Origin of the sequence: Vibrio sp. 2CM40D (genome assembly GCF_023161825.1) — a bacterium.
In the GTDB taxonomy this organism is placed as follows: domain Bacteria; phylum Pseudomonadota; class Gammaproteobacteria; order Enterobacterales; family Vibrionaceae; genus Vibrio; species Vibrio alginolyticus.
In genome coordinates this window covers 492,521-514,932 of the sequence record NZ_JALNTL010000004.1, presented here as the reverse complement: position 1 = coordinate 514,932, position 22,412 = coordinate 492,521, and the positions used below count along the sequence as shown (strand labels likewise).

The following is a 22,412-nucleotide window of genomic DNA, read 5'->3' as shown; positions in this document are numbered from 1 at the left end:
TAACGCCTCTTTAAACGGCTAGTTTGCCAACGCTGGTGTAAAGGTCTGGACGACGGTCGCGGAACAAGCCCCATGCGTGACGCGCTTTCGCTGTCGTAGCTAGGTCGATTTCTGCGTAAATGATGGTTTCACCTTGACGCGGTGCTTCGGCAATTTTTGCACCAGTGTGGTCAGTGATAAAAGAAGAGCCGTAGAACGTCGTCTCGATACCATCATCGACTTCAGTGCCCACTCGGTTTGACGCAATCACTGGAACGAGGTTTGCTGCCGAGTGACCTTGCATTGTACGTTGCCAGTGGTCACGTGAATCCAGTGTCGGATCTTGAGGCTCAGAACCGATTGCAGTTGGGTAAAAAATCGCTTCCGCGCCGTGCAGAGCCAAGCTGCGTGCAAGCTCTGGAAACCATTGGTCCCAGCAAATGCCAGCACCGAACTTACCGAACTTGGTTTGCCACACTTTGAAACCGGTATCGCCAGGGCTAAAGTAGTACTTCTCGCTGTAGCCCGGGCCGTCAGGAATGTGTGACTTGCGGTAGTTATCTAGTACCGTGCCATCGGCATCTATCATTACTAGCGAGTTAAAAAACGTATTGCCCGCTTTTTCAAAGTAGCTGACAGGAATCACCACGCCGAGCTCTTTAGCCAACGCACTCATCTCTTTAATAAGACGACAATTCTCCGTTTCTTCTGCAAGCTCGAAATACTTTGCTTCTTGTTTTTTGCAGAAGTAAGGCGCAGCGAACAGCTCTTGCGGAAGAATCACGTTCGCACCGTTTTGTGCTGCTTCACGAATCGCCTTTTTTGCTTTGGCTAAGTTATCTTCCAGATCCCAGCTTTTCGTCAGTTGAAGGGCTGCAAATTTCACTACTTTGCTCATTGGATATTCCTTATCTCTTAAATCGCCAGTTTGTCACGTAGGTTATAGTAAGCCGCGCCCATTGCCGTAAACGGAATTTGGAAGTGGCGGCCCCCCGGGAAGGAGTAATGTTTCAGTGCAGCAAACGCGTCAAAGCGTTCTGCGTGTCCGGTCAGAGCTTCGGCCAGCAACTTACCTGCTAGGTGAGTACACGTTACACCGTGACCGCTGTAGCCTTGTAGGTAGTAAATGTTGTCTGCAAACGAGCCAAATTGCGGCATGCGTGAGTAAGTCAGCAAGAAGTTACCTGTCCAGGTGTAATCAATCTTGATGCCTCTCAATTGTGGGAAGACTTTCTCCATCTTCGGACGGATCAGTGCTTCGATGTTTTCTGGGTCACGTGCTCCGTAAACCACACCACCTCCGAACAACAAACGCTTGTCGGCGGTTAAGCGGAAGTAGTCAAGCAAGTAGTTACAGTCTTCAACGCAGTAGTCGCTAGTCAGCACTTGTTTTAGCTGCTCATCACTCAAAGGCTGAGTCGCCACCACTTGTGTGCCGCACGGGATCGCTTTATTGCTGATGTTTGGTGCCAAACCACCAAGGTAGGCGTTACCTGCCAAAACCACGTACTTGCTCTTCACGCTGCCTTGCGCTGTTTTCACTACTGGGTTAATCCCTTTGTCAATCGATACGACCGCCGACTGTTCGAAGATTTGGCCACCCAGAGAAATAAACGCAGCGGCTTCACCTAACGCGAGTTTAAGCGGGTGAATGTGACCACCGCGCATATCCAACAAGCCACCAGTGTACACTTTGGTCCCTACCGCTTGTTCTACTTCTCCTGCGTCAAGCAGAGTCAGTTGGTCGTTGCCGTAACGCTCCCAGTTCTTCTTATGTTCTTCTAGCCCTTTGAGTTGTTTACTGTTCAGTGCCGTGAACAAGCCGCCTTGCTTGTAATCACAGTTGATGTCGTATTTGTCGATCAGACCACGGATGATATCGCCGCCTTCAAAAATCATATCGCACAGAGCTTTGGCTTGGTTTTGGTCGTAACGGCTTTCAATCACGTCAACATCTCGGCTGTAGCTGTTAACGATTTGGCCACCGTTACGACCAGTTGCTCCAAAGCCCACTTTTGCGCTTTCTAGCACAACAACTTTAAAACCTTTTTCTGCAAGGTGTAGTGCAGAAGAAAGACCAGAAAATCCCGCACCGACTACACACACATCGCACTCGATGTCGTTTTGCAACTGTGGGTATTCCGGCATGTTTGGCACAGAGTGCGCGTAGAACGAATCCGTATGCTTGTTCATAGAACTATTCCTTTATTTATCGTAATCGTCAGCAGGCTTAAGGATGGAGGCGAATCCAAGTGGTTTTGGTTTCGGTGAATTTTGCAATCGCGTGGAGAGACTTGTCTCGACCATTTCCGCTCATTTTGAATCCGCCAAATGGGACCGTCATGTCACCTTCGTTGTAGTTGTTGACCCAAACCGAGCCGGCTTGCAGTCGTTTTGCTACGCGATGAACGCGGTTGATATTGCTGCTCCAAAGTGCAGCACCTAAGCCGTACTTCGAATCGTTAGCGATCTCAATTGCTTGCGCTTCGTCTTTGAATGGAATGACACACAGCACCGGACCAAAAATTTCCTCCTGAGCGACACGCATCTTGTTGTCGACGTTGTCTAAAATGGTTGGGGAAACAAATGCACCTTGCCCATCGACATCGCCGCCACAACGTACGTTTGCACCTTCTGATTCACCTAACGAGATGTATTCCAACACTTTTGATTTATGATCTTGATCGATAAGCGCTCCCATGGATGAACTTGGGTCCATTGGGTCTTTTGGCGTGAACGCTTTCGACGCTTGAATAACTTTTTCTAAGAACTGATCTTTGATGCTTTCGTGAACAAGCAGGCGGGTTGCCGCGACGCACACCTCACCTTGGTTGTAGAAACACCCTGCGGCGGTTTCTGCTGCTGCGCGATCTAAATCATCACAATCTTCAAACACGATGTTCGCGTTCTTGCCGCCCGCTTCTGCAAACACGCGCTTTAGGTTGCTCTCACCCGATCTGACCATCAGTTGGCCTGCAATACGCGTCGAGCCTGTGAAGGCGATGCAGTCTACGTCTTGGTGTTTCGCCAGCGCGTCGCCAGCTTCATGACCAAAACCCGTAACGACTTGGAAAACGCCTGTTGGTAAGCCCGCTTGAGAAGCAAGTTGACCTAGAAATATCGCGGTGAGAGAAGATTTTTCTGACGGTTTTAGAATCACGCTGTTACCAGCGGCTAAAGCAGGACCAAGCTTCCAGCACGCAAGCCAAAGGGGGAAGTTCCACGGTACAACCGCAGCAACCACACCAATTGGTTGATGAGAAATAAAAGCGTGTACATCTTTTTCGGTTGGGGCAACTTCGCCGTATACTTTGTCGATTGCTTCTGCGTACCAGCGTAATGCACTCGCCGCGCCAGGAATATCGGTAGAGAAGCTGTGAGAGATAGGCTTACCGGTATCAAGCGTTTCTAGCAGAGCCAATTCTTCTTGGTTTTGATCAATCAAGTCAGCAAACTGTTTAAGCACTGCTTTGCGATGAGCTGGGCTGCTCTCGCTCCACTGACCGGATTGAAATGCTTGGCGAGCGTATGAAACCGCGAGATCAACATCTTCATTTTGGCAACGGGCGATTTCGGTGAATATCTCATCTGTTGCTGGGTTAACTACCGGGATGGTTTGCCCTGTTAAAGCGGCACTGTATTCACCGTTAATGTACGCCCTGTTTTCGATGTTTAGATTGTTTTTTAGTTCAATCCATTGCTCTTGGGTTTTCATACGCTCTCCTTGTGATCACACAAGGCAAGCCCCCACTAAAATGTGGTTGGCGTATGCGCACTTATCATTCGACAAGCCTTGTCTGTGTGATTTGTAAATCGATGGGGCTTCGTCGTATCAATAATGTACGACTCGCCCGCTGTTATGACATGAGATTGCCCTTTATATTCCAGAGTGATTTCACCCTCTAATACGGTGCCAATCTCTTCGCCTTCGTGTTTGATTTCTGCTGCACCAGTGGTTCCATAAGGTGCATATTCCTCGATCAAGAATCCGATGACTTGATCTTTGTCGCCATTCGTTACCAGTTTCATGGACACCGTCTCGCTCCCGATTTCCACAAGATCTGACGGTTTGATGACTACTTTCACTTCATCGTTCGAAGGTTGTTCAAAAGTGAAAAACTCTGATAACGATAAAGAAAATACATTAACGATTTTTTGTAGTGAGCTGACCGACGGGCTCACTTTGCCATTTTCAATGGATGAGATTGCACTGTGGGTAATACCAGCGCGCTCGGCTAGTTCCCTTTGTGACAATCCATGTTTTTTTCGTAACTGAACAATATTTTTACCAATCTCTTGATTGTCCATTCATACAGCTCCAAACGTTTAACGAGAGGTAGCCATCATAAATTCATTGAACAAAATTTGAGAGAAATGATTGGTTTTTGCTTCCCATTCTGGGTGCCACTGCACGCCAACGAAAAATTTTTGATTAGGAAGACTAAATGCTTCTACCAAGCCATCCGGGGCTTTAGCTTCTACTTGTAATAGAGGAGCAAGCTGATCGACGCCTTGGTTGTGTAGTGTGTTCACTTCAAAGAAGGTGGTATTTTCCCAATGATTTTGCACCAGCCATTGTTCAAATAAGCTCTGCTTTTGAACTAGCACAGCGTGTACTGGCGCGTATTTTTGTTCGAAATCTTCAACAGGCGCTTCACGATGGTCATTGAAGCCGGAGTCATGAACGGCTGGGTTTAACGAGCCACCGAGTGCGACATTCATCTCTTGAAAGCCGCGGCAAATACCAAGGCACGGAATGTTTTGGTCAACCGCATGACGAATTAACGTGAATGAGAGCTCATCACGAGCTTCATCTTTGTAGCTCTCTTCGTGCGTTGCATTGTATCGATGTGGCGCAACGTTAGAGTGGCTGCCAGGAAAAAGAAAACCATCACATATGTCTAGGATGGTGGTTACGTCATCGCCCGACATGTCGGGAGCCAACATAATCGGTAGTCCTCCAAAATCCTTTATGGCGCGAAGGTAAAAGTCGTTGACCGCTTGTATCTGATAGCCACCCAACTCTTTAGCGCAGCTAACCACACCAATGATGGGTTTGTGTGTATCTGCCATGATATGTCCGTGTTCAATTTATTTAACACAAACACTACAAACCATGTACAAAATTATCAACACAGATGACCATTATTATCGTCACAACGTGATCTGAAGCACTTTTTAGGCTTCAAAACTGAATATTTATGCTCATTATATTGAACAAAACAAAATCAACTGTTACAAAATAGTTAACAGAAAGACATAAAAACCAGCCGTTAAACATCAAAAACACAGTGTAAGTACATGTTTAAATTAAAAATAACCTAAAAAACAAACAACTCGCTCAGAGTGCTGTAATTTATTTGTTAATTTGGTTATTTCTAATTTCTACTCGTCAGGCTATTTGGAGAAGAAAATGGAATCGTATCTACAGGAAGTACAAAATTTTAAACAAAAATGGCCCGATATTGAATTTATCGATCTCATCTTTACCGATATAAATGCCACCCCAAGAGGAAAACGCATCCCGATAGATGCTCTAGAAAAACTGAATAAAGGTGTTGCCCTCCCCCTTTCGACCATCACCCTAGATACCAAAGGTAACGTCGTTGAAACGGCCGGGTTGGGAGAAGATCTCGGAGAGCCAGATAATCTCTGCTATCCAATCAGCGGCACCTTAATGCCGACGGCAAAAGAACAAGTTGGTCAGCTACTGCTTAGTATGATGGATGAAACCGGGCAGCACCCTAACCCACTGTTCATCCGAAACATTCTCGCTTCTATATTGCAAACACTGCATGCTAAAGACCAATATCCTTGTGTCGCGCTCGAGCTGGAGTTCTATTTAATAGACAAAACCCGCGGCGAAAATGGCGAACCATTAACGGCAATTAACCCCACGAAAAAAACTCGAGAAAAAGATACCGAGGTTTACGACCTTGATGGACTAGATGACTACGCTGATTTCTTGGCCGACCTTAATCGAATTGCATTAGAACAAGGTTTAAACACTTCCGGAGCCCTATCTGAATCGGCACCAGGGCAGTTCGAAATCAACTTCAACCATTCTAAAGATGTACTTCGAGCATGTGATGAAATCATCATCGCAAAACGCTTGATTCGCCAGGTCGCTCATCAGCACGGATTTGACGCCACATTTATGGCGAAACCTTTTAGTGAGCAAGCGGGTAATGGCATGCACATTCATCTCAGCTTGGTTGATACAGATGGTAACAACCACTTTAGCCAATCAGACGGTCAAGCGAGCGCCTTCTTCTATCAAACCATGGCAGCGATGCTGTCACAAACATCCGATGCCATGGCCCTAATCTGTCCTAACGTTAACTCTTACCGTCGCTTTGTTCCTGGCGCTTACGTCCCGACCAAAGCCGATTGGGGAGAAAACCACCGCGGTGTTGCGTTGCGTGTGCCTATCAGCGATAGCAAAAATCGCCGTATAGAGCATCGTATAGCAGGCGCTGACGTTAACCCATACATTCTCGCTGCAGTAGTACTTTCCGCAGTATTAGCGAGTGAAAGCTACACCAAAGATCAATGTCCACCGACTCTCAGTGATGATGCAATTGAGTTACCTCTGCGTATGTCAGAAGCTCTAGAGCGACTGGAGCACAGTGAGCTAGCTCAATACATCTCAAGAGATTTTATCGATTTGTATCTAGCTTGCAAACAGAGTGAACTCGCAGAATTTGAGCGAGCGATTACTCCATTGGAAATCGACTGGATGTTGCACTCGGCATAAACAAAGGAAATGAACTTTATGACTACGCAGACCAAGGCGCTGGATGCGCCTCTTAAAATCAACTCTCAACACATTATTGTTTCTTTAATCTCGGTTGCGACGTTTGTCTTTTTTACCACAATCGGTTTGAACCATGAGGAAGGCGAAGCCTACGGATGGATGAGTCTTTTACCAACGGCGTTGGTATTGGTCTTTGCGCTGACAACACACCGAACAGTGGAAGCCCTCTTTAGCGGCGCTATTGCCGGTGTTCTTCTGCTTAACCCAACTGAAGCGGTAGAACAGATTGTTGATATTTCCATGAGTGTAATGATGGATGAAACTATTGCTTGGATCATCCTCGTTTGTGGTTTGATGGGCGGCCTAATTGCTATTTTGGAGAAAGGCGGCAGTATCTTAAGCTTCTCCGACATGCTAGTCACGAAAGTAAAAAGCCGTAAGCAATCGATGCTGATGACCTTTGCTTTAGGTATTCTGATCTTTATCGACGATTATTTGAATGCGATTGCAATTTCTTCCTCAATGAAAAAAGTTACGGACGGCTACCAAATCTCGCGTGAAAAGCTCTCATATCTTGTGGATTCAACCGCCGCACCTATCTGTATCCTCGTACCGATTTCCACTTGGGCAATTTTCTTCAGTTCGTTGCTAGAAGCAAACGGAGTAGCAGAAGCGGGAGATGGTATCAAAGCATACATTGAAGCTATTCCATACATGGCTTACGGCTGGGTAACGCTGGTGATTGTTTTGCTGGTTGCAATGGAAAAGATCCCAGATCTAGGTGCGATGAAAAAGGCAGAAAAGCGTGCGAAGAATGGTCAAGTTCGTCCAGACGGTGCAACAGATGTCGACTTTGGTCCCGATGTATCTGCACATACCAACCCAACCATGGGCCTTGTCAACTTCTTGTTACCAATGATCGTACTTGTTGCCGCAAGTTGGTATTTTGGTATCGATCTACTTGCTGGTGTTTTCGTCGCGTTAATCTTTACTATTAGCTTTTACGGCGCACAAAAACTGATCTCGATGAACGACATGTTCGAAGCTGTTTATGATGGCATTAAAGTTATGCTACTGCCGCTTGCGACCGTTATTGGTGGTTTCATGTTGAAATCGGTCAACGACTCATTGGGCGTCACGCAGTATGTCATTGAGACCGTCAGCCCTTACCTGTCAGCGTCTTACTTCCCTGCGATTATCTTTATGATTACGGGCGCGTTGGTATTTGCAACGGCATCGTCTTGGGGAACGTTTGCAGTAGCGATGCCAATTGTTCTACCTTTGGGCGAACAGCTTGGTGTGCCTCTACACTTAACCGTTGCAGCGCTGCTTTCAGCATCAGCGGCAGGGAGCCACTCTTGTTTCTTTAGTGACTCAACCGTGTTATCTGCACAAGGTTCAGGCTGTACAGCAATGCAACACGCAACCACACAGTTTCCTTATGCGTTGATTGGTATTGTTGCAACCGCGATTTTCTTCTTCATCATCGGTTAGCCCCTTTATCTAATTGCAAAACCCTGCTCAAAAATAGCGGGGTTTTGTTCTATCAAGTCAAATGATCCTCTTAAAACTACTTTACGCCCGTTCAGTATAAAAATACTCAAAGATATACAACTGCACTCAATAAGGGTTTGGTAAACCTAATATTTTTGGTTTACGCTTAGCGAAGCGTTTATTGTGCAGCAAGGCAGCTTTTGAGTAACTAAAATGCCGCCTTAATACAGTGTTAACGGTTGGAGAGACATGAAAAAGTTAGCCCATGAGATATGGATATTTGATGGAGATCCCGTCCAATTTTTAGGACTCCCATACACCACTCGTATGACTATTGTTAGGCTTTCTGATGGTGGCCTTTGGATTCATAGTCCAATTAAGTTATCAAATTCGATTAGAGAGCAAATCAACAATCTAGGCCAAGTGAAATACTTAATCGCTCCTAATCATTTACACCACTTGTTCTTATCTGAATGGGTATTTGCCTATCCTAGCGCAGAAGTTTATGGCACAGATGAAGTCATTAAGAAGTGCCGTGATATACACTTTCACGCTTCACTTAACCAAGGCGGTAATGCTTGGAACTCTGAGGTTGAACAAGAACTATTTTCTGGCTCTCCATTAATGGAAGAGTGTGTGTTTTATCATCGACTTTCAAAGACCTTAATTGTTACTGACCTCGTCGAGAATTTTTCTGGCCAGGACTTTAACTACTGGCAGCGGTTTGTGGCTAAAGGGGCCGGTATTCTTGCTCCGAATGGAAAAATGCCTTTGGATTGGCGCCTAAGTTTTATGTTTAGCAAACAAGAGGCTCGAAAACACTTAAATAAATTGCTGTCTTGGAAACCTAATATATTGGTTATGGCTCACGGTGAAATCGTCCTTGATAATGCAGACGAGTTCTTACAGCGCTCTTTTAAGTGGCTAGTATGAGACAACATTGAAAACTCACACAACAGAATAGACAAGAAGCTATTTTAAAACATTAGGCCCTTTTAGCTTAGTCTTAGGGACGAATTTACAGCACTACACGTTATGTTTAACGATAAGCTCCCCTATTCCTCTTAATTGAGCATTATGCAGCAATTTAAAATTCCGTTAGAATTGCACTTCAAAAACTTCAATGCGAAGAATTCTGGACATTGATACGGACATAAGTTCAAGAGTTAACATAACGCAATAGCAATCTCTTACTAATTATTTTGCATCGAGACATTGGCATACTCCCGAAACAAACCCTTCTACTCTAAAGGTTTTGTTAATAACAGTTGCCATGCTTGTTAGTTATTCTCGTTGAACTCAGTATCTTGAAGTTGTTTGAATATATAAATTTAAAAAAAAGAGACATAAGATGCACAAAAAACTCATCATTCTAAGCTTGCCTATTCTATTAGCTGCATGTGCGGCACCAAAGTATACGGTAGAAACAATCTCGAAAGAAAATCAGAGCAAGGAAATCACCATCGTAAAAGACAACGCCACGCGAGATGTTTTCTTAGATTCGATGCAAGACTGGTGTTTGGATACCGCCCATAAATGCACAGTCGTAAGCGACGGCACGCCTCCTGTTAGCTCTGAGCTAACACTTACTTACGTATCACGCTGGAGCTGGGATTTTAGAACATTTATCGCTGATGCTCAGATCAAAGCCTACAAAAATAACGAAAAAGTAGGACAAGTTGAATTTAAAGCACCAAACAGCGCGAATCCAGATAAATGGGGTAAAGACAACAAACGAATCATTTCGATGATGGATCTGTTATTCGGTAAACAAACCGTGAGTGAGGCTCAATCCAAGATTAAGCTGGGCGAAATGTAATGAGCCGAACAATTGCCCATTTAACAAGCATCATATATTTGTAGAGAAAGATAGGAATGTTTAAGTGACTGAAGTCAAAACCATTGGGCTTTTCTTTATAACCGCCATTGCAGAAATATTAGGCTGCTACTTACCTTATCTCTGGTTAAAGGAAGATAAGTCAGTTTGGCTTTTGGTACCAGCAGCGCTATGCCTTGCTATGTTTGCTTGGCTTCTATCTTTACATCCTACCGCAACTGGCAGAGTTTATGCCGCTTACGGTGGTGTCTATATTTTTGTCGCAATTCTATGGTTGTGGTGTATCGACGGCGTTCGACCAACGCTCTGGGACATAGTGGGGGTTTCTGTCGCTATGCTTGGCATGTCAATCATCATGTTTTCACCCAGAGCATCCTAAACGTAACCGAGGGAAACCCTTACGCTTAGTATTTTGGCTATGTGCTAGATTTATTGATTAATAACATTATGACGTAATTGCTACATAGCCAAAGTACGCTTGGGCTTCACCCCAAAACAGCGCTATTTATAGGAGATACTAATGAACCATGCAGTGAAGGCAAGATTTGATGAGTATCCAAAACATGTGCGTATTCGGATAGAAGAGCTACGAAATATCGTCTTAACTATCGCTTCTGAATTAAAACTGGGGGAAGTTGAAGAATCTCTAAAATGGGGAGAGCCAAGCTACAGTGTGAAAACAGGTAGCCCGGTAAGGATGGATTGGAAACAGAAAACGCCTAGTCGTTATTATCTGTTCTTTAATTGCCAAACTAAGCTCGTCGACACATTCCGCGAACTGTATAGTGACTCACTTGAGTTTCAGGGTAATCGAGCAATAATTCTATCTTTATCAGCACCTTTGCCAGAAGCTTCAATCAAGACCTGTTTAGAATTAGCATTAACCTATCAAAAGCGAAAGAACTTACCTCTTTTAGGTATGTAAGATCGCTTAATAAAACTATTTACGGCCGATTAACCATATTCAACTACTCTACCTTTGTATCCTTTTTAATGCTTCCGCAGTAAAGTTTTAGATTAAGTGGTCACGTTAATAGCGCCGTAACCAAACTAGTAATATCGAAATAAAGAAGAGTTTATGAAATCAAAAATCTTGTTCTTACTTATGCTTGGAGCTCATTTCAATGCTTTTTCAGCGACGAACTATCAAGTCAATGTGGTAGTAACAGAGCCTCAATCAACATTCATTTTTCCGACTTTTGAAATATCCTCTAAAGGAAAAAGCAAAACCAGTTTTGTCGACGGCTGCACGTACTTAGGAACCCTTTCAGAACCGAGCAAAAATAGCATACAGCTTGAAGCTACCATGTCATGCAACCGAGATGGCGCTACGTCAAGGATGGAAATGCCGGTATTTGTTCTCAACTCCGAGGGTCAGAGCGCGAGTTATGATCTTGTAGAAAACGGGATCGTGATGTGGAAATATTCTGTAGAAGTTAAGCCGTCACTTAAAAAGTGATATATCAGAAATACTAAAGTAACAATCAGCACTATTAACCGCCGCTTAAGTGTAATAGGTATATTCTTTACGACTTAATGACGTTACTTGTTGCCGCAAGTCTCCAACTCATGTACAAAACAGCCCTAATTTTAATAGGAGCTAAGTGGCATGAATTTAATTGTACGTCAGGTAACTTTAGGTGATGCTGAAGGCATTACAAACGTCCTCAATCCCATCATTATTGAAGGTTTATACACTGTATTAGATACGCCTTTCACACCTGAAGAAGAAAAAGAGTTCATTACTCATTTCCCAGAACGGGGCGTGTTTACAGTCGCTTTATCCGAAAATAGCTCACAAGTCATTGGTTTCCAAAATATCGAGCCCTTTGCACAATATACAAAAGCTTTTGACCATGTTGGCATAATTGGTACGTTTGTTAGTGACGGTGCTCGTGGCCAAGGTGTGTCTAAACAGCTTTTCAAATCGACATTCGAAGTAGCCAAACAAAAGGGTTACGAAAAACTATTTGCGTACGTTCGCAGCGATAATGAGCGAGCGTTATCAGCCTATCTCAAACAAGGCTTCGAAATCGTAGGGACCGCGAAGAAGCATGCAAAAGTTCGTGGGAGATACGTAGACGAAGTCCTCATTGAGAAGTTTTTGTAGGTGTTAAGTCGCTAAACACTAAGCACGCATATAAGAACATTTGAACCAAGACTCAATTTCCGTCGTAGAATTCTCTTTTCTAAAATAGGTTATTTGAAATGAAACTGACCTCGGAAACTGAGTCAAGAATAATAGAAATGGCATGGGAAGACCGCACCCCATATGAGGCTATCGAATTTCAATTTGGTTTGAATGAATCCGACGTGATTCAGTTTATGCGTAGCCGGCTCAAATCAAGTAGCTTTAAATTGTGGCGTAAAAGGGTTTCGGGGCGCAATACAAAACACAACAAGCTACGAAACTCAGACATCATTAGAGGTTATTGCCCAACTCAATATAAGCCGCGATAGCGAACTGCACTTGGCATAAATTTTTATTACGAATCGCAACATTTATCGCCCTACCTTTGAATCAACTCCATGATTGGAGGGGAATAGTCACCACTTAATTCAACCTAGGTGTTTCAGGGCGATAATAAATTCAATGGGAGTCATCTTAACATCCTCAGACGCCATCAAACTAATGATTCCACAGAAAAAATTGATACAAAACGCCCACTAAAAATAACTCAGATTAAGGCGTCATTTAACCCGTGTATCAATCTTCTTTTACCTTCTGTTTAGGCACTAGAATCACTAACCTTCTATTTTATCTTTGAAGGCACAGGCAAAAAGCTGCATGATTAAAAAGGAAAAATAGCTGATAACGGTTTAACAAGCACTCGGAGCTTGGAGGCAATTTTGAACAAATTACTTATGATATTTGCGTTGGTTTCTTTACCTTGCTTGGCCTCTGATGATGTTGAAGATCCCTGCAAAGTAAAAGGCGGTGGCGTTATGGCTGGTTATCAGTGTGTAGAAAAGAAAATGGAATCTGCAGATAAAGAGCTTAACGAAAGTTACAAGGAAGCAATCGCTAGAATAGGTGAGGAAGAAAAAGCACTAAGGGAAACATGGTCTCAGACCGAACTGGTAGAGCCATTTCGAAAGGCCCAAAGAGCTTGGCTAAAATACAGAGACGCCGAATGTGAGTTTACGGGCCTGTCTTCCACGCCCTCACCCTGGCAAGGTGTCCAGATTGAAGAATGTAAGTTAAGAATGACGTTAGAACGCGTCGAATACTTCAATGGTGTATACGTAGGCTAAACGGATTACATCTAACAAAGCACTTCAATAAGATTCGCAACTCTTGGCAATTTCAGTTTAAATGTACTCGGTGTTTAAGATGCAAACGTTCAGGTTGAGTGGTCGCTCCGCTTACTATTTAACTCTGCGTTGTGCGTAAAGCTAATATGGGTGTGAAATAATTATGGAAAAAGACGATTTAGTTGGGCTAGTAGTTAAGTATTTCGAGAAAATAGATGCCGGTGATCCTAGCTATCTGGATCTATTCTCAGAGGATGTTGATTTTTTCTTTCCTAAATTTGGGCAAGCGAAAGGAAAGAGTGCCTTAGTGGAGTTTGGCAATAGGATTGGTAGCTCGTTGATTAGTATCTGGCACGACATAGACGGCTTTCAAATAACGACTGCTGGAAACAAGGTCATTGTTGAAGGACAGGAAGGCGGCGTAATGAGTGATGGTACCTCTTGGCCGGACAACAAAGTTTCCACAGGGCGTTTTTGTAGTGTATTTGAGTTTGAAGGAAAAATGATAAGTCGTATGTTTGTGTACGTAGACCCTGACTTCCCGAGTCGAGATTTTGAGAGAATTTCCGTGCTGTCAGGCGAGAGCAACGTGCGACAAACTGTTCAAGCCTGAATACTACCGCTACCGCATAGCATCTTTGTTATGCGGTAGTATTCGTAGTTAAGGTGTGTTAAGGGCTTTGATATCGCTTTACTCACACCTTATCAGTGCGTTAGCTATATTCCCTTACTGATAGAAATGCTACTTTCTTCAATCGTCCTGTATTATGATAATGAAAAAGATTGCACTAATTTTAAAATTAAAATGAACCAAAAATTTTTTCTAAAACTACTCCCTGTCCCTTTTCTTCTAACCGGTTGCCAGTCTACGCAAAGCCAGCTTCAGCCTATACCTGAAAACGTATTATCAAACCTATCGACTCAATGGGCAGTGGTAGAGGCCTGTTTTCACTCCGATGCTTATAGCTTAGAGCAATCCGTAAACTATCGAGAGGCCATTAACTATTCTTTTTCTACTTGGCTAGTCGATCAGTCCGATATCGATCAGTCTGTAAATGAAGCTCGTGTAGCGTTATCAGAATATCAGTCTCAGAATGATGGTTTAGGAACAACATGTAAGGATTGGCACCTACCCTTAGAATCTGGATTGCGAGAAGTTAACAATCACAAGAATCAAGTGGCGATAAACCAGCAGCGAGCACATGAAATACATAAAGCAAACGCTTCTAAACCTGTGACGTATTCAACACCAGCATCTACTTCGACTAGTAATGTTGTTCACTGTTACAAATTGGAAGACGTTAGCTTGAATAAGAACATTCAAACCTTTAATGGAATGATATGCCCTATAGGCTGGCTTAAATATTATGGCTATTAATGTATTTGATTAATACAGCACTTAAGAATGAACTCTAAGTTTAATTTTTAGTTCAAGATTGGGTTTCTTGTTTACAATGTTATGTTTCCAGTTGGATTACCGTATTCGAATAGATTGACGAAGTTAATCAATATATGTGTATTGATGCTTACTTTTTATCGAGTTATCTTTGTTTGATAGCCATTAAAACGAGTAAGGAAACAAAGTGACTGTGTTAACAAAAGGCATACACCACGTAGGTTTAACCGTATCTAACCTAGAAGCAAGCGCGAAGTTTTTCACTGAACAATTAGGTTGGAGTGAAGTGAAAAGAAATCCAGACTACCCGGCAATATTTGTGAGTGATGGGCATATCATGCTTACACTATGGGCGGCTAAGGCTGATGCCGCCACTCCATTTGACAGAAAAACGAATATTGGTTTGCATCACTTAGCTTTACTCGTAGAGACTGAGAAGCAACTCGATGAGTTGCGTGATCAATTTATGGCGTCGGGAATCGAAATTGAGTTTGGTCCCGAGCTTGTTAAAACAGGACCCGCAAAACATTTAATGTGTTACGACCCAAGTGGTATTAGGGTTGAGTTTTTCTGGGCGGGCTCATAAAACAAACATAACAAAGTTTTATAATAGGGATTTGGTACACATGGCATTGTTAGTTTGCACCGCCTTTGGTATTTAAGGTGCTTAGCAGAAGCTTGTGTATCGAATGCCCCTCCCCTCCTACTACACATTTTGCGACTTACGAGTAAGTCCAAAAGGATAAATGTTATGTATAAAATCGGCGTTGTTTTATTTGATGATTTCACGGATGTCGATTTCTTTCTTATGTATGACTTGCTGGGGCGCACAACCGACAGTTGGACAGTAAGTATACTTGGAACTAAATCTGAACATCATTCCCACCTCGGTATGAAAGTTAAAACAGACGGACACCTTTCTGAGGTGACGAATCAAGATGTCGTTCTTATTACAAGCGGCAAACGGGGTATTCCAGCCGCTTTAAAAGATGCTGAATTTATGTCGGCGTTGAATCTTGATCCAAATAGGCAGCTAATAGGTTCGATTTGTGCGGGATCATTCATCCTCCATGAACTCGGTTTACTAAAAGGCAAGCGATTAACAACAAACCCAGATGCAAAGGCTGTTCTACAAAGTATGGGAGGAGATGTTCAGGATCTGCCTCTCGTGATAGACGGTAATGTAGCGACGGCCGGTGGCTGTCTTTCACTGATGTATCTAATTGGTTGGTTAACAGAGCGGCTATTTGACTCAAACAAACGAAAAGCTATACAAAATCAATTGATACCTGCTGGGCAATTAGAGCTATTTGAAGAGCTTATTGCCACAACAATTCAATCAGCAGAGTTAGCAAGCTCGGATAACAAGGCGTTAAATAATCATTCATAACATGTGGTGTTTTACATTACGTTAGTTTTAGTGTTTAGGGTAAGTCACACATCAGTCTTGTGTGACTTACCCTTGAACATAACGCCACTTGGGGAAATTAACTTACAGGGAGTAAATCAATTGGTAAAAATGTACGGTTCTGAAGAGACAAGAGCGTTTTGCTGTAATTGTAAAGAAGTAACGCTACATCGGTACGAAAGCTTCTCTAAAGCGCAGGAAAAGACCGAGAAAAAAGCTAAAGGTTTCTTCTCAGGTCTATTTGCAGCAATAATTAGCTCATTAATGGAAGGCGAAGCGACTGGTGACTACAAATGTACAATATGCGGCACCAATCTTCACACGCCAGATAATTTAGATTAATAGTCAGTGTCTCTAATGCCACGGCTAGTGGCACGCAACATAATTTATAGACGGCTCTAGTGGGTTTGAAGCGTATACACCTTATGCATTGCATTTAGGGTTTTGAGGTAGTGTTGCGGATCAAGTAGTGCGCTTTTATCTCTAACAAGGGGCTAAAGCAGAGCAAAAACAAGGGACAAGAAAAGAAGTAGTTTTACTTGAGTATCAATGAATTACAGACACAAAAAAGCCCACCAAAAGGTGGGCTTTTTCTAAAATTTGGTGGGTCCGGGCGAACTCGAATCGCCGACCCCTACCATGTCAAGATAGGATAGAAATTATATTTTTTCATTTTATTTTCATAAGGTTGCGCATAATTCTCTACGTATTTTATCACTCAAAAAAGCGCGAATTTGCAAAATGTGCACACTTCAAAATCAACCACTTACAGAAATGAAACTACTGTATTTTACCACCTCTGCAAGCCCGGGTTTTAAAACTCAATTGATATCAAAAGTACTACTCATTGGGAGACAGAAAATCTACGGTCAAAGTTGACTGTATGATTAATTCTTCCCCCCACCTTTGTGACGAAATGGCTCAAACTCAACACCGATGTATCAAGCTGCTTTTTACAATCTAATTCACCACCGCAATCACTAACTTTCTAATTAATCTTTGAAGCCACGGGGAAAAAACTGCAAGATTAAGAAATGAAAAACGGCTTGCAGCTGTTTAACAAGCGTTAGCATAATTTATAAAGTTGGTAGAAAGTATGCAGTATCAAAGAAAAATCAAAAAAGTTAAAAGTTTGCTTCGAGGCTATGATGCCGCCGATTTGGCAGATGCTTTATACGGATATATGAATGCCAACGTAAAAGACGATGTAGAAAGATTACGACGTCATCCTTGGCTAATTATGCTCATTTTGAAATGGAATTTTTTAGAAAATCGTGTCCACCCACAATCTTCGAAAGCTTTATCAGATAAAAAATTTATGAGGATTCTGGATACTGCCTATGATTTGGGTAATTTAGTAAAAATGCCAACAGAGGTTACTCATTTTAGGAACATGATGCGTAATATTGCTTTTCAGCAATTTATTTATCAAAAGCAATTATCTGCAACAAGCGTAGCAACCAATCATAGACTTTTTTCCGAGTTGCCAGAGAATCATAGGTTGAAAACAAAGTTTAAGTCTATGACAAGTATTGATGTTAAGGACTTCAATAAATGTTGCCTAGTTATATACGCGGCATTTCAAAAATATAATAAAACGATATCGATAAATGACTTTGAAATAGTCTTTGATAAGTTAGGAAGAGACAACATTCAAAAAACATTAGATCTGCTTTCAATCGATATTTTTCAAGCTAAGCAACTAATCAAGAAAAATGATTTCTCAAATGGTACTTATTCTGAATGGTATGAACAAACGCCATTTTTAAATTTTCCATTGATAAAGTATAAAGAAAAATATACCTGCGTTAATATCTATGTCCTTTTACGTACAATTGAACAGTATATTTATAACTTGCTAAAGCTAGATGATCCAGAGTACTTTATGGATAGTTTTGGCAAAATTTTCGAGTCCTATCTTAAAAATGGTCTGGTTTATTCTGAATGTACTTACTTGGAAGAAAATGCCCTGAAAAAAGGTTTGCCTAAAGGAGTGGGAGTTGTTGATTTCGTTATTACGGAACAAGAAAGTAGCATTTTTATAGATGCTAAAGGAGTAGAGCTTCCATACTTAGGTAAAGTATCTGATGATCCAAAAGTGATTTTAGGAAAAGTTAAGTCAAGTGCATTAAAAGCAATTAAGCAAGCCAATAGTCTTAATAATCATATTTATCAGCATGGTATATCTTCCCTTGATCATAAAGAAAATAATTATCTCTTAGTTGTTACCTATAAAGAGCTTTATTTAGGTAGTGGGCAAACATTTTACGATTCTATTGCAAAGGAAGCTATAGATGAGATTTATAAAGGTATTTTTAATGACGCTCGTATTCCACTGAAAAATATTTATTTTATATCAGTCGAATCATTCGATTATTTATGTTCTGTTATCAAAAGGTCAGACTTGAGCTTTGCCAAGGTCTTAGAACATGCTAAGGAAGCAGATCAAGATACTCCAACAATGAAATTTGATTTCCAACAACACTTGGAAAGTCTAGACATCGATATTTTACGTCCGGACTATTTAAGCAATGCGATCAAAGAGCTGACGGATGTCGTGCCTTAATTATGCTAACAATCTGTTTAAGAGTGATTCGCAACGCTTGGCATTTTTACTATGCGTTGCGTTTAGTGTTTAAGGTGGTATGCAGCGGCTTTTGTATTGCGTTGCTCACACCTTAACAGGGCGTTAGGTTTTTAATCAATTCCTCACTCTATACTATATGGTATGATGTTCCAGTTTGTTGATGTCGAGGTTTCTTATGCGCAAGTTATTAAGTGTTTCTCTAGTCGCACTGTTAGTTGGTTGTTCAACTAAGCCAAGTCATGTCGGAGAACCAGTTCACACGAAAGATGGTGATGAATTTAGTATTCAACAAGTTGAAAACGGTTTTACTGTCGCTGGACATTACAGTGAATACCAGTTCGTAAGAAGTAGTAGTGATGGTTTCGCTGGGTGCACGAATCTTATCAATAATGCGGCAAAAGAATATGCGGCTAACAATAGGGAATCAGTGTCTTTACCAAAATGGGAAGATGTGACAATTATTGATCATGGTCGCGACATAATCACAGCTGTTATGAACGTGAATTGTGAATACACATATGAATATACAAATGCATCTAAATCTACGAGTAAAGTGTCAGACTTAAATTCACTTGTTGACCTGTATGAACGTGGGCTGTTGACTGAATCAGAGTTTTCAAAAGCAAAATCGAAGCTACTTGAAAACTAAAACCTAACAAAGCATTTAAGAGTGATTCGCAACGCTTGGCGGTTTCGCTTCGCTCAAGTATAGCCAAGCGCCGCTTACACCTTAATGCGGCGTTAAGCTGCTGAGGGGATTCTACTGTAGCTTAATCTGAGTGATTTTTCATAGATGGAATGCTAAGATCTTATGTGAGCGAGTTAATTAGTTATAGGTTTATTCTAATGATGGTACAGATGTCAAAATGAACAATTCAGAAAGGCATACGATCACAAATCTCTTTTCTAAAAAGTCTATGATGGCACTTATGGACGAAGAGAGTAATGATAAACTTAAACTCTTGATGGCTAGACACTTACACGAAGATGGTTTGACTTTGTGGGAAGCTTTTGAGCATCTGTACAAAAGGTTGGTGAAAGAGTATCGAAATGAGTATGTGTACAAAAATGCCATCGCTGAAAAAATAGTTAAAGGTCGCCACAAAATGGCAAATGTAGCGTACTTCACAGAGTTTCGAGTTCGGAAGACTATAGCTGATTGTGTCGTTGTTAATGGTTGTTCTACGGCGTATGAAATCAAAACTGAGTTTGATACTTTCTATCGATTGAAGCATCAGTTGGAAAGTTATAGGCAAGTTTTTGAAAAGGTTAATATTGTTGTTCCCGAATCCAAGCTTTCAAAGCTGAAGAAAGAGGTAGATGATAGCATCGGTATTCTCGTGCTCACTGACCGTTACACATTCGAGGAAGTTCAACCATCGAGTATTCATACTGACTTATTGAAACATGATCTAGTTTTTGATTGTTTAAATAAAAATGAAATATTCGACATTGTATTAGCTCACTTTGGTGAATTGCCGCAGGTAAAACCTGCGTTTGTCAGAAGTGAGTGTAAGAAAATGTTCGAAGCTTTACCTAAAGAAGTTGTTAATTCTGAATTCAAAAAAGCTCTAAAACAACGAGAGCATTATGGAAAGCATAAGGAAACCTTATCAAAGTTTCCTAACTCTCTGTTATCTTTGATATGTACATCTAATTTTTCTGAGGAGAACTATGGCATCATGTTGCATAGTCTAAAGCAACAATTTTCATAATAAATGAAGAGGTGTCGGTATGTACTTTCCGTTTTTACGAGGGAAGCAAAATGAGCTCCTTGCTCTCAGGGAGTGTGTAGGTAAACTTTCAGAAAGTGGAAAGGTTGTACCGATAATTGAACCTGTAACTAAAGGTTTTTCTCCTGTATTGAAATGTATCAATACATTGTGTGATAAGAATGTTGAGCACATTATTGTTTTCAACTCTCAAAATGGTGATTTAGGGAAATCTCCCAAGCAAATGACAGCGTTGGTAGATGAGATAAAATCTAAAACACAGGCTCAACATTTTGCGTTTATATTAAATAGTTCAACAAAAGCTAGCGAAATCAATGATTTCTTAGCTAGTATCGGTGAACGAAAGTTTTCTTTCATTCATAATGCTTCATTTTCAGATCCTAAGTTTTTGTTTAGTATTTCTTCGAACGTAAACTTTTGTCATCATATTTTCATCGACTCCAACGTAAGTCGTTCTTATAAGCAGCAATTTAACGACTTTTCAAGAGTTAACATTTCAGATTGCTTCCGCTCGGTTAGCAAAAACTCTGAATATGCCGACCCTAATCACGAGTTTTATACAGATGCGCATCTAACCTATATAACGGATGGTTTTTCTGGCTTTGGAGACTATACGACGTTATCTGAGCGTTTCAAATCAGGTGGTTTTCAGCCATATACGGCGGCTTTACATCTTACACATGAAGTTACTGACACTGGTGATATCTGGGTTCGTCACTTCTTATCTAAAGTGTACGAGTACCCAACATCAGATCAAGCAGCTTTGATCCATGAGGCTTTACCTGAAATGGTGGCATTTATTAATGAGTTCAAAGATTACTTTAGCTTCTCTGAAGCAATCAAAGAAATTATTGATATTGATAACGAGGGGCGTTCAACTAATCTCGGTTACATGAAAAAGCTAGCGATAAAACATCATATTGAATTGTTGCTGAAGATCTTGTAGAAAACTGAAAAACGCAGCTTAACAATCTGTTTAAGAGTGATTCGCAACGCTTGGCATTTTTGCTATGCGTTGCGTTTTGTGTTTAAGGTGGTATGCGGCGGCGTCGGTATTGCGTTGCTCACACCTTAACAGGGCGTTAGCCCTCAGGAGTAAATAGTGATATTTCGAATAGTAAATGTATTAGTATTATTTGGATGTGTGTATTGGTTTGCTACTGACGCTAGCCCTGAGCCTGTAATCGTATTTCTTGCTAGCATCGGCACATATTTCCGAGATGCTGTTCATGGAGTAATTGGCTCTCGCTTTATTTCTTTATCATCTCGTAATCCTTTGATTCGAACTTTTACAAATCAGAAATACTCTTTCATCTCTGATACTTACATCTCACCAGCAATCGTTGAAGATTTAAACGGCTGGTTATCAGATACAGGAGATCAGGTTGTAGCAGTTAACATCGCGGATTCAAATGGGAGTAATCGCTATTTTGGTGATATCACCGTTGAGAGTGTTGCTGATGGTTATCCTATTGTGCGATTTCAAGATAATGAAAAAACGATTGTGTACCAGTATGTTGGTTGCTCATTTAGTGGGGTTCATATTTTAAGGTTAACCTCAAATTATGGTGGCTCTGGGTCATTTAACTACCTTATGCTTCTTACTTTAACCACGGACTCTAGTGTTGATTTTGAAAGGGAAACGAAAGCCACCTCAAAAGATCGATTGGTAGTTAAAAAAGTTGGCTCAATCTCTTTAGGCGACCGATATAATGGTCATATTTCATATAAATGGGGTTTTCTTCATATATCTCCATCTGACAGTATGCAGTGCTTAAAAGATAAAAAAGAAAAGGTGTTTGTCTTGTAGTTGAGGGCTAACAAACTGTTCAAGAGGGATTCGCAACGCGTGGCATTTTCACTATGCGTTGGTTTTAGTGTTTAAGGTGGTATGCGGCGGCATCGGTATTGCGTTGCTCACCCCTTAACAGGGCGTTAACTGTACTTCGATATAAAAATTACGAGC

Annotated in this window: 25 protein-coding genes and 1 pseudogene; 21 read left to right on the top strand and 5 right to left on the bottom strand. The window is 41.5% G+C overall.

What is annotated here, in order from left to right; translation table 11 throughout:
- Positions 1–10 precede the first annotated feature (10 nt).
- From aguB to MTF70_RS12085, 5 genes are read right to left on the bottom strand one after another with little or no spacing between them, the layout of a single operon-like run.
- On the bottom strand, positions 11–877 hold the full coding sequence (aguB, locus tag MTF70_RS12105) for an N-carbamoylputrescine amidase (RefSeq protein WP_047100674.1): 867 nt from the start codon (positions 875–877) through the stop codon (positions 11–13).
- A gap of 17 nt (positions 878–894) precedes the next feature.
- A complete protein-coding gene (locus MTF70_RS12100) occupies positions 895–2,172 on the bottom strand; it encodes an FAD-binding oxidoreductase (RefSeq protein ID WP_193837422.1) in 1,278 nt (425 codons plus the stop codon).
- 37 nt (positions 2,173–2,209) lie between these two features.
- The gene (locus tag MTF70_RS12095; protein ID WP_205460930.1) at positions 2,210–3,694 is read right to left on the bottom strand and encodes an aldehyde dehydrogenase; all 1,485 of its coding nucleotides are present in this window, start codon (positions 3,692–3,694) and stop codon (positions 2,210–2,212) included.
- Between the two features lie 35 nt (positions 3,695–3,729).
- Positions 3,730–4,287, bottom strand: a complete 558-nt coding sequence (puuR, locus tag MTF70_RS12090) for an HTH-type transcriptional regulator PuuR (protein ID WP_005377813.1) — start codon at positions 4,285–4,287, stop codon at positions 3,730–3,732.
- Between the two features lie 18 nt (positions 4,288–4,305).
- Positions 4,306–5,052 carry a gamma-glutamyl-gamma-aminobutyrate hydrolase family protein gene (locus MTF70_RS12085; protein ID WP_205460929.1) on the bottom strand — a complete coding sequence of 249 codons (747 nt, stop codon included), beginning with the start codon at positions 5,050–5,052 and terminating at the stop codon, positions 4,306–4,308.
- A 340-nt stretch (positions 5,053–5,392) separates the two neighbouring features.
- Between MTF70_RS12085 and MTF70_RS12080 the strand changes: the two genes are divergently transcribed.
- The 21 genes and pseudogenes from MTF70_RS12080 (at position 5,393) to MTF70_RS11970 (ending at position 22,374) form a co-directional block, all read left to right on the top strand.
- Positions 5,393–6,736 carry a glutamine synthetase family protein gene (locus MTF70_RS12080; protein ID WP_005377815.1) on the top strand — a complete coding sequence of 448 codons (1,344 nt, stop codon included), beginning with the start codon at positions 5,393–5,395 and terminating at the stop codon, positions 6,734–6,736.
- A gap of 18 nt (positions 6,737–6,754) precedes the next feature.
- A complete protein-coding gene (locus tag MTF70_RS12075) occupies positions 6,755–8,230 on the top strand; it encodes a Na+/H+ antiporter NhaC family protein (RefSeq protein WP_005377816.1) in 1,476 nt (491 codons plus the stop codon).
- 249 nt (positions 8,231–8,479) lie between these two features.
- Positions 8,480–9,163 carry a DUF4336 domain-containing protein gene (locus MTF70_RS12070; RefSeq protein ID WP_205460928.1) on the top strand — a complete coding sequence of 228 codons (684 nt, stop codon included), beginning with the start codon at positions 8,480–8,482 and terminating at the stop codon, positions 9,161–9,163.
- A gap of 418 nt (positions 9,164–9,581) precedes the next feature.
- Entirely contained in the window at positions 9,582–10,049 is a 468-nt protein-coding gene (locus tag MTF70_RS12065) for an Sbal_3080 family lipoprotein (RefSeq protein WP_005385757.1), read from the top strand.
- Between the two features lie 64 nt (positions 10,050–10,113).
- A complete protein-coding gene (locus MTF70_RS12060; protein ID WP_005377819.1) occupies positions 10,114–10,446 on the top strand; it encodes a YnfA family protein in 333 nt (110 codons plus the stop codon).
- 141 nt (positions 10,447–10,587) lie between these two features.
- Positions 10,588–10,992 carry a DUF1801 domain-containing protein gene (locus MTF70_RS12055; protein WP_017633973.1) on the top strand — a complete coding sequence of 135 codons (405 nt, stop codon included), beginning with the start codon at positions 10,588–10,590 and terminating at the stop codon, positions 10,990–10,992.
- A 153-nt stretch (positions 10,993–11,145) separates the two neighbouring features.
- Positions 11,146–11,526 carry a hypothetical protein gene (locus MTF70_RS12050; protein WP_033905190.1) on the top strand — a complete coding sequence of 127 codons (381 nt, stop codon included), beginning with the start codon at positions 11,146–11,148 and terminating at the stop codon, positions 11,524–11,526.
- A 150-nt stretch (positions 11,527–11,676) separates the two neighbouring features.
- Positions 11,677–12,177, top strand: coding sequence for a GNAT family N-acetyltransferase (locus tag MTF70_RS12045; RefSeq protein WP_047100680.1), 501 nt, complete (start codon positions 11,677–11,679; stop codon positions 12,175–12,177).
- Positions 12,178–12,275: 98 nt separating this feature from the next.
- Positions 12,276–12,527, top strand: coding sequence for a TIGR03643 family protein (locus tag MTF70_RS12040; RefSeq protein WP_080960059.1), 252 nt, complete (start codon positions 12,276–12,278; stop codon positions 12,525–12,527).
- Positions 12,528–12,917: 390 nt separating this feature from the next.
- Positions 12,918–13,322, top strand: coding sequence for a lysozyme inhibitor LprI family protein (locus tag MTF70_RS12035; protein WP_021033854.1), 405 nt, complete (start codon positions 12,918–12,920; stop codon positions 13,320–13,322).
- A 163-nt stretch (positions 13,323–13,485) separates the two neighbouring features.
- Entirely contained in the window at positions 13,486–13,935 is a 450-nt protein-coding gene (locus MTF70_RS12030) for a nuclear transport factor 2 family protein (RefSeq protein WP_005377826.1), read from the top strand.
- 192 nt (positions 13,936–14,127) lie between these two features.
- A complete protein-coding gene (locus MTF70_RS12025) occupies positions 14,128–14,700 on the top strand; it encodes a hypothetical protein (RefSeq protein WP_248394029.1) in 573 nt (190 codons plus the stop codon).
- A 205-nt stretch (positions 14,701–14,905) separates the two neighbouring features.
- Positions 14,906–15,304 carry a VOC family protein gene (locus MTF70_RS12020; protein ID WP_017820909.1) on the top strand — a complete coding sequence of 133 codons (399 nt, stop codon included), beginning with the start codon at positions 14,906–14,908 and terminating at the stop codon, positions 15,302–15,304.
- 165 nt (positions 15,305–15,469) lie between these two features.
- On the top strand, positions 15,470–16,108 hold the full coding sequence (locus tag MTF70_RS12015; RefSeq protein ID WP_054574092.1) for a DJ-1/PfpI family protein: 639 nt from the start codon (positions 15,470–15,472) through the stop codon (positions 16,106–16,108).
- 129 nt (positions 16,109–16,237) lie between these two features.
- Positions 16,238–16,468, top strand: a complete 231-nt coding sequence (locus MTF70_RS12010) for a hypothetical protein (protein WP_017820907.1) — start codon at positions 16,238–16,240, stop codon at positions 16,466–16,468.
- Between the two features lie 754 nt (positions 16,469–17,222).
- Positions 17,223–18,692: a hypothetical protein gene (locus tag MTF70_RS12005; RefSeq protein ID WP_205460927.1), complete on the top strand. Its 1,470-nt coding sequence runs from the start codon at positions 17,223–17,225 to the stop codon at positions 18,690–18,692.
- Between the two features lie 196 nt (positions 18,693–18,888).
- Positions 18,889–19,362 carry an SHOCT domain-containing protein gene (locus MTF70_RS11995; protein WP_054702887.1) on the top strand — a complete coding sequence of 158 codons (474 nt, stop codon included), beginning with the start codon at positions 18,889–18,891 and terminating at the stop codon, positions 19,360–19,362.
- A gap of 217 nt (positions 19,363–19,579) precedes the next feature.
- Positions 19,580–20,428, top strand: coding sequence for a sce7726 family protein (locus tag MTF70_RS11990; RefSeq protein WP_105068920.1), 849 nt, complete (start codon positions 19,580–19,582; stop codon positions 20,426–20,428).
- Between the two features lie 19 nt (positions 20,429–20,447).
- Complete coding sequence (locus tag MTF70_RS11985) at positions 20,448–21,392, top strand: sce7725 family protein (protein ID WP_054702884.1); 945 nt, start codon at positions 20,448–20,450, stop codon at positions 21,390–21,392.
- 156 nt (positions 21,393–21,548) lie between these two features.
- Positions 21,549–22,256 (top strand): hypothetical protein, encoded by a 708-nt coding sequence (locus MTF70_RS11975; RefSeq protein ID WP_053397287.1) that lies wholly within the window; start codon positions 21,549–21,551, stop codon positions 22,254–22,256.
- Positions 22,257–22,374: pseudogene (locus MTF70_RS11970) on the top strand (DUF3265 domain-containing protein). It abuts the gene before it with no gap.
- Positions 22,375–22,412: the final 38 nt, after the last annotated feature.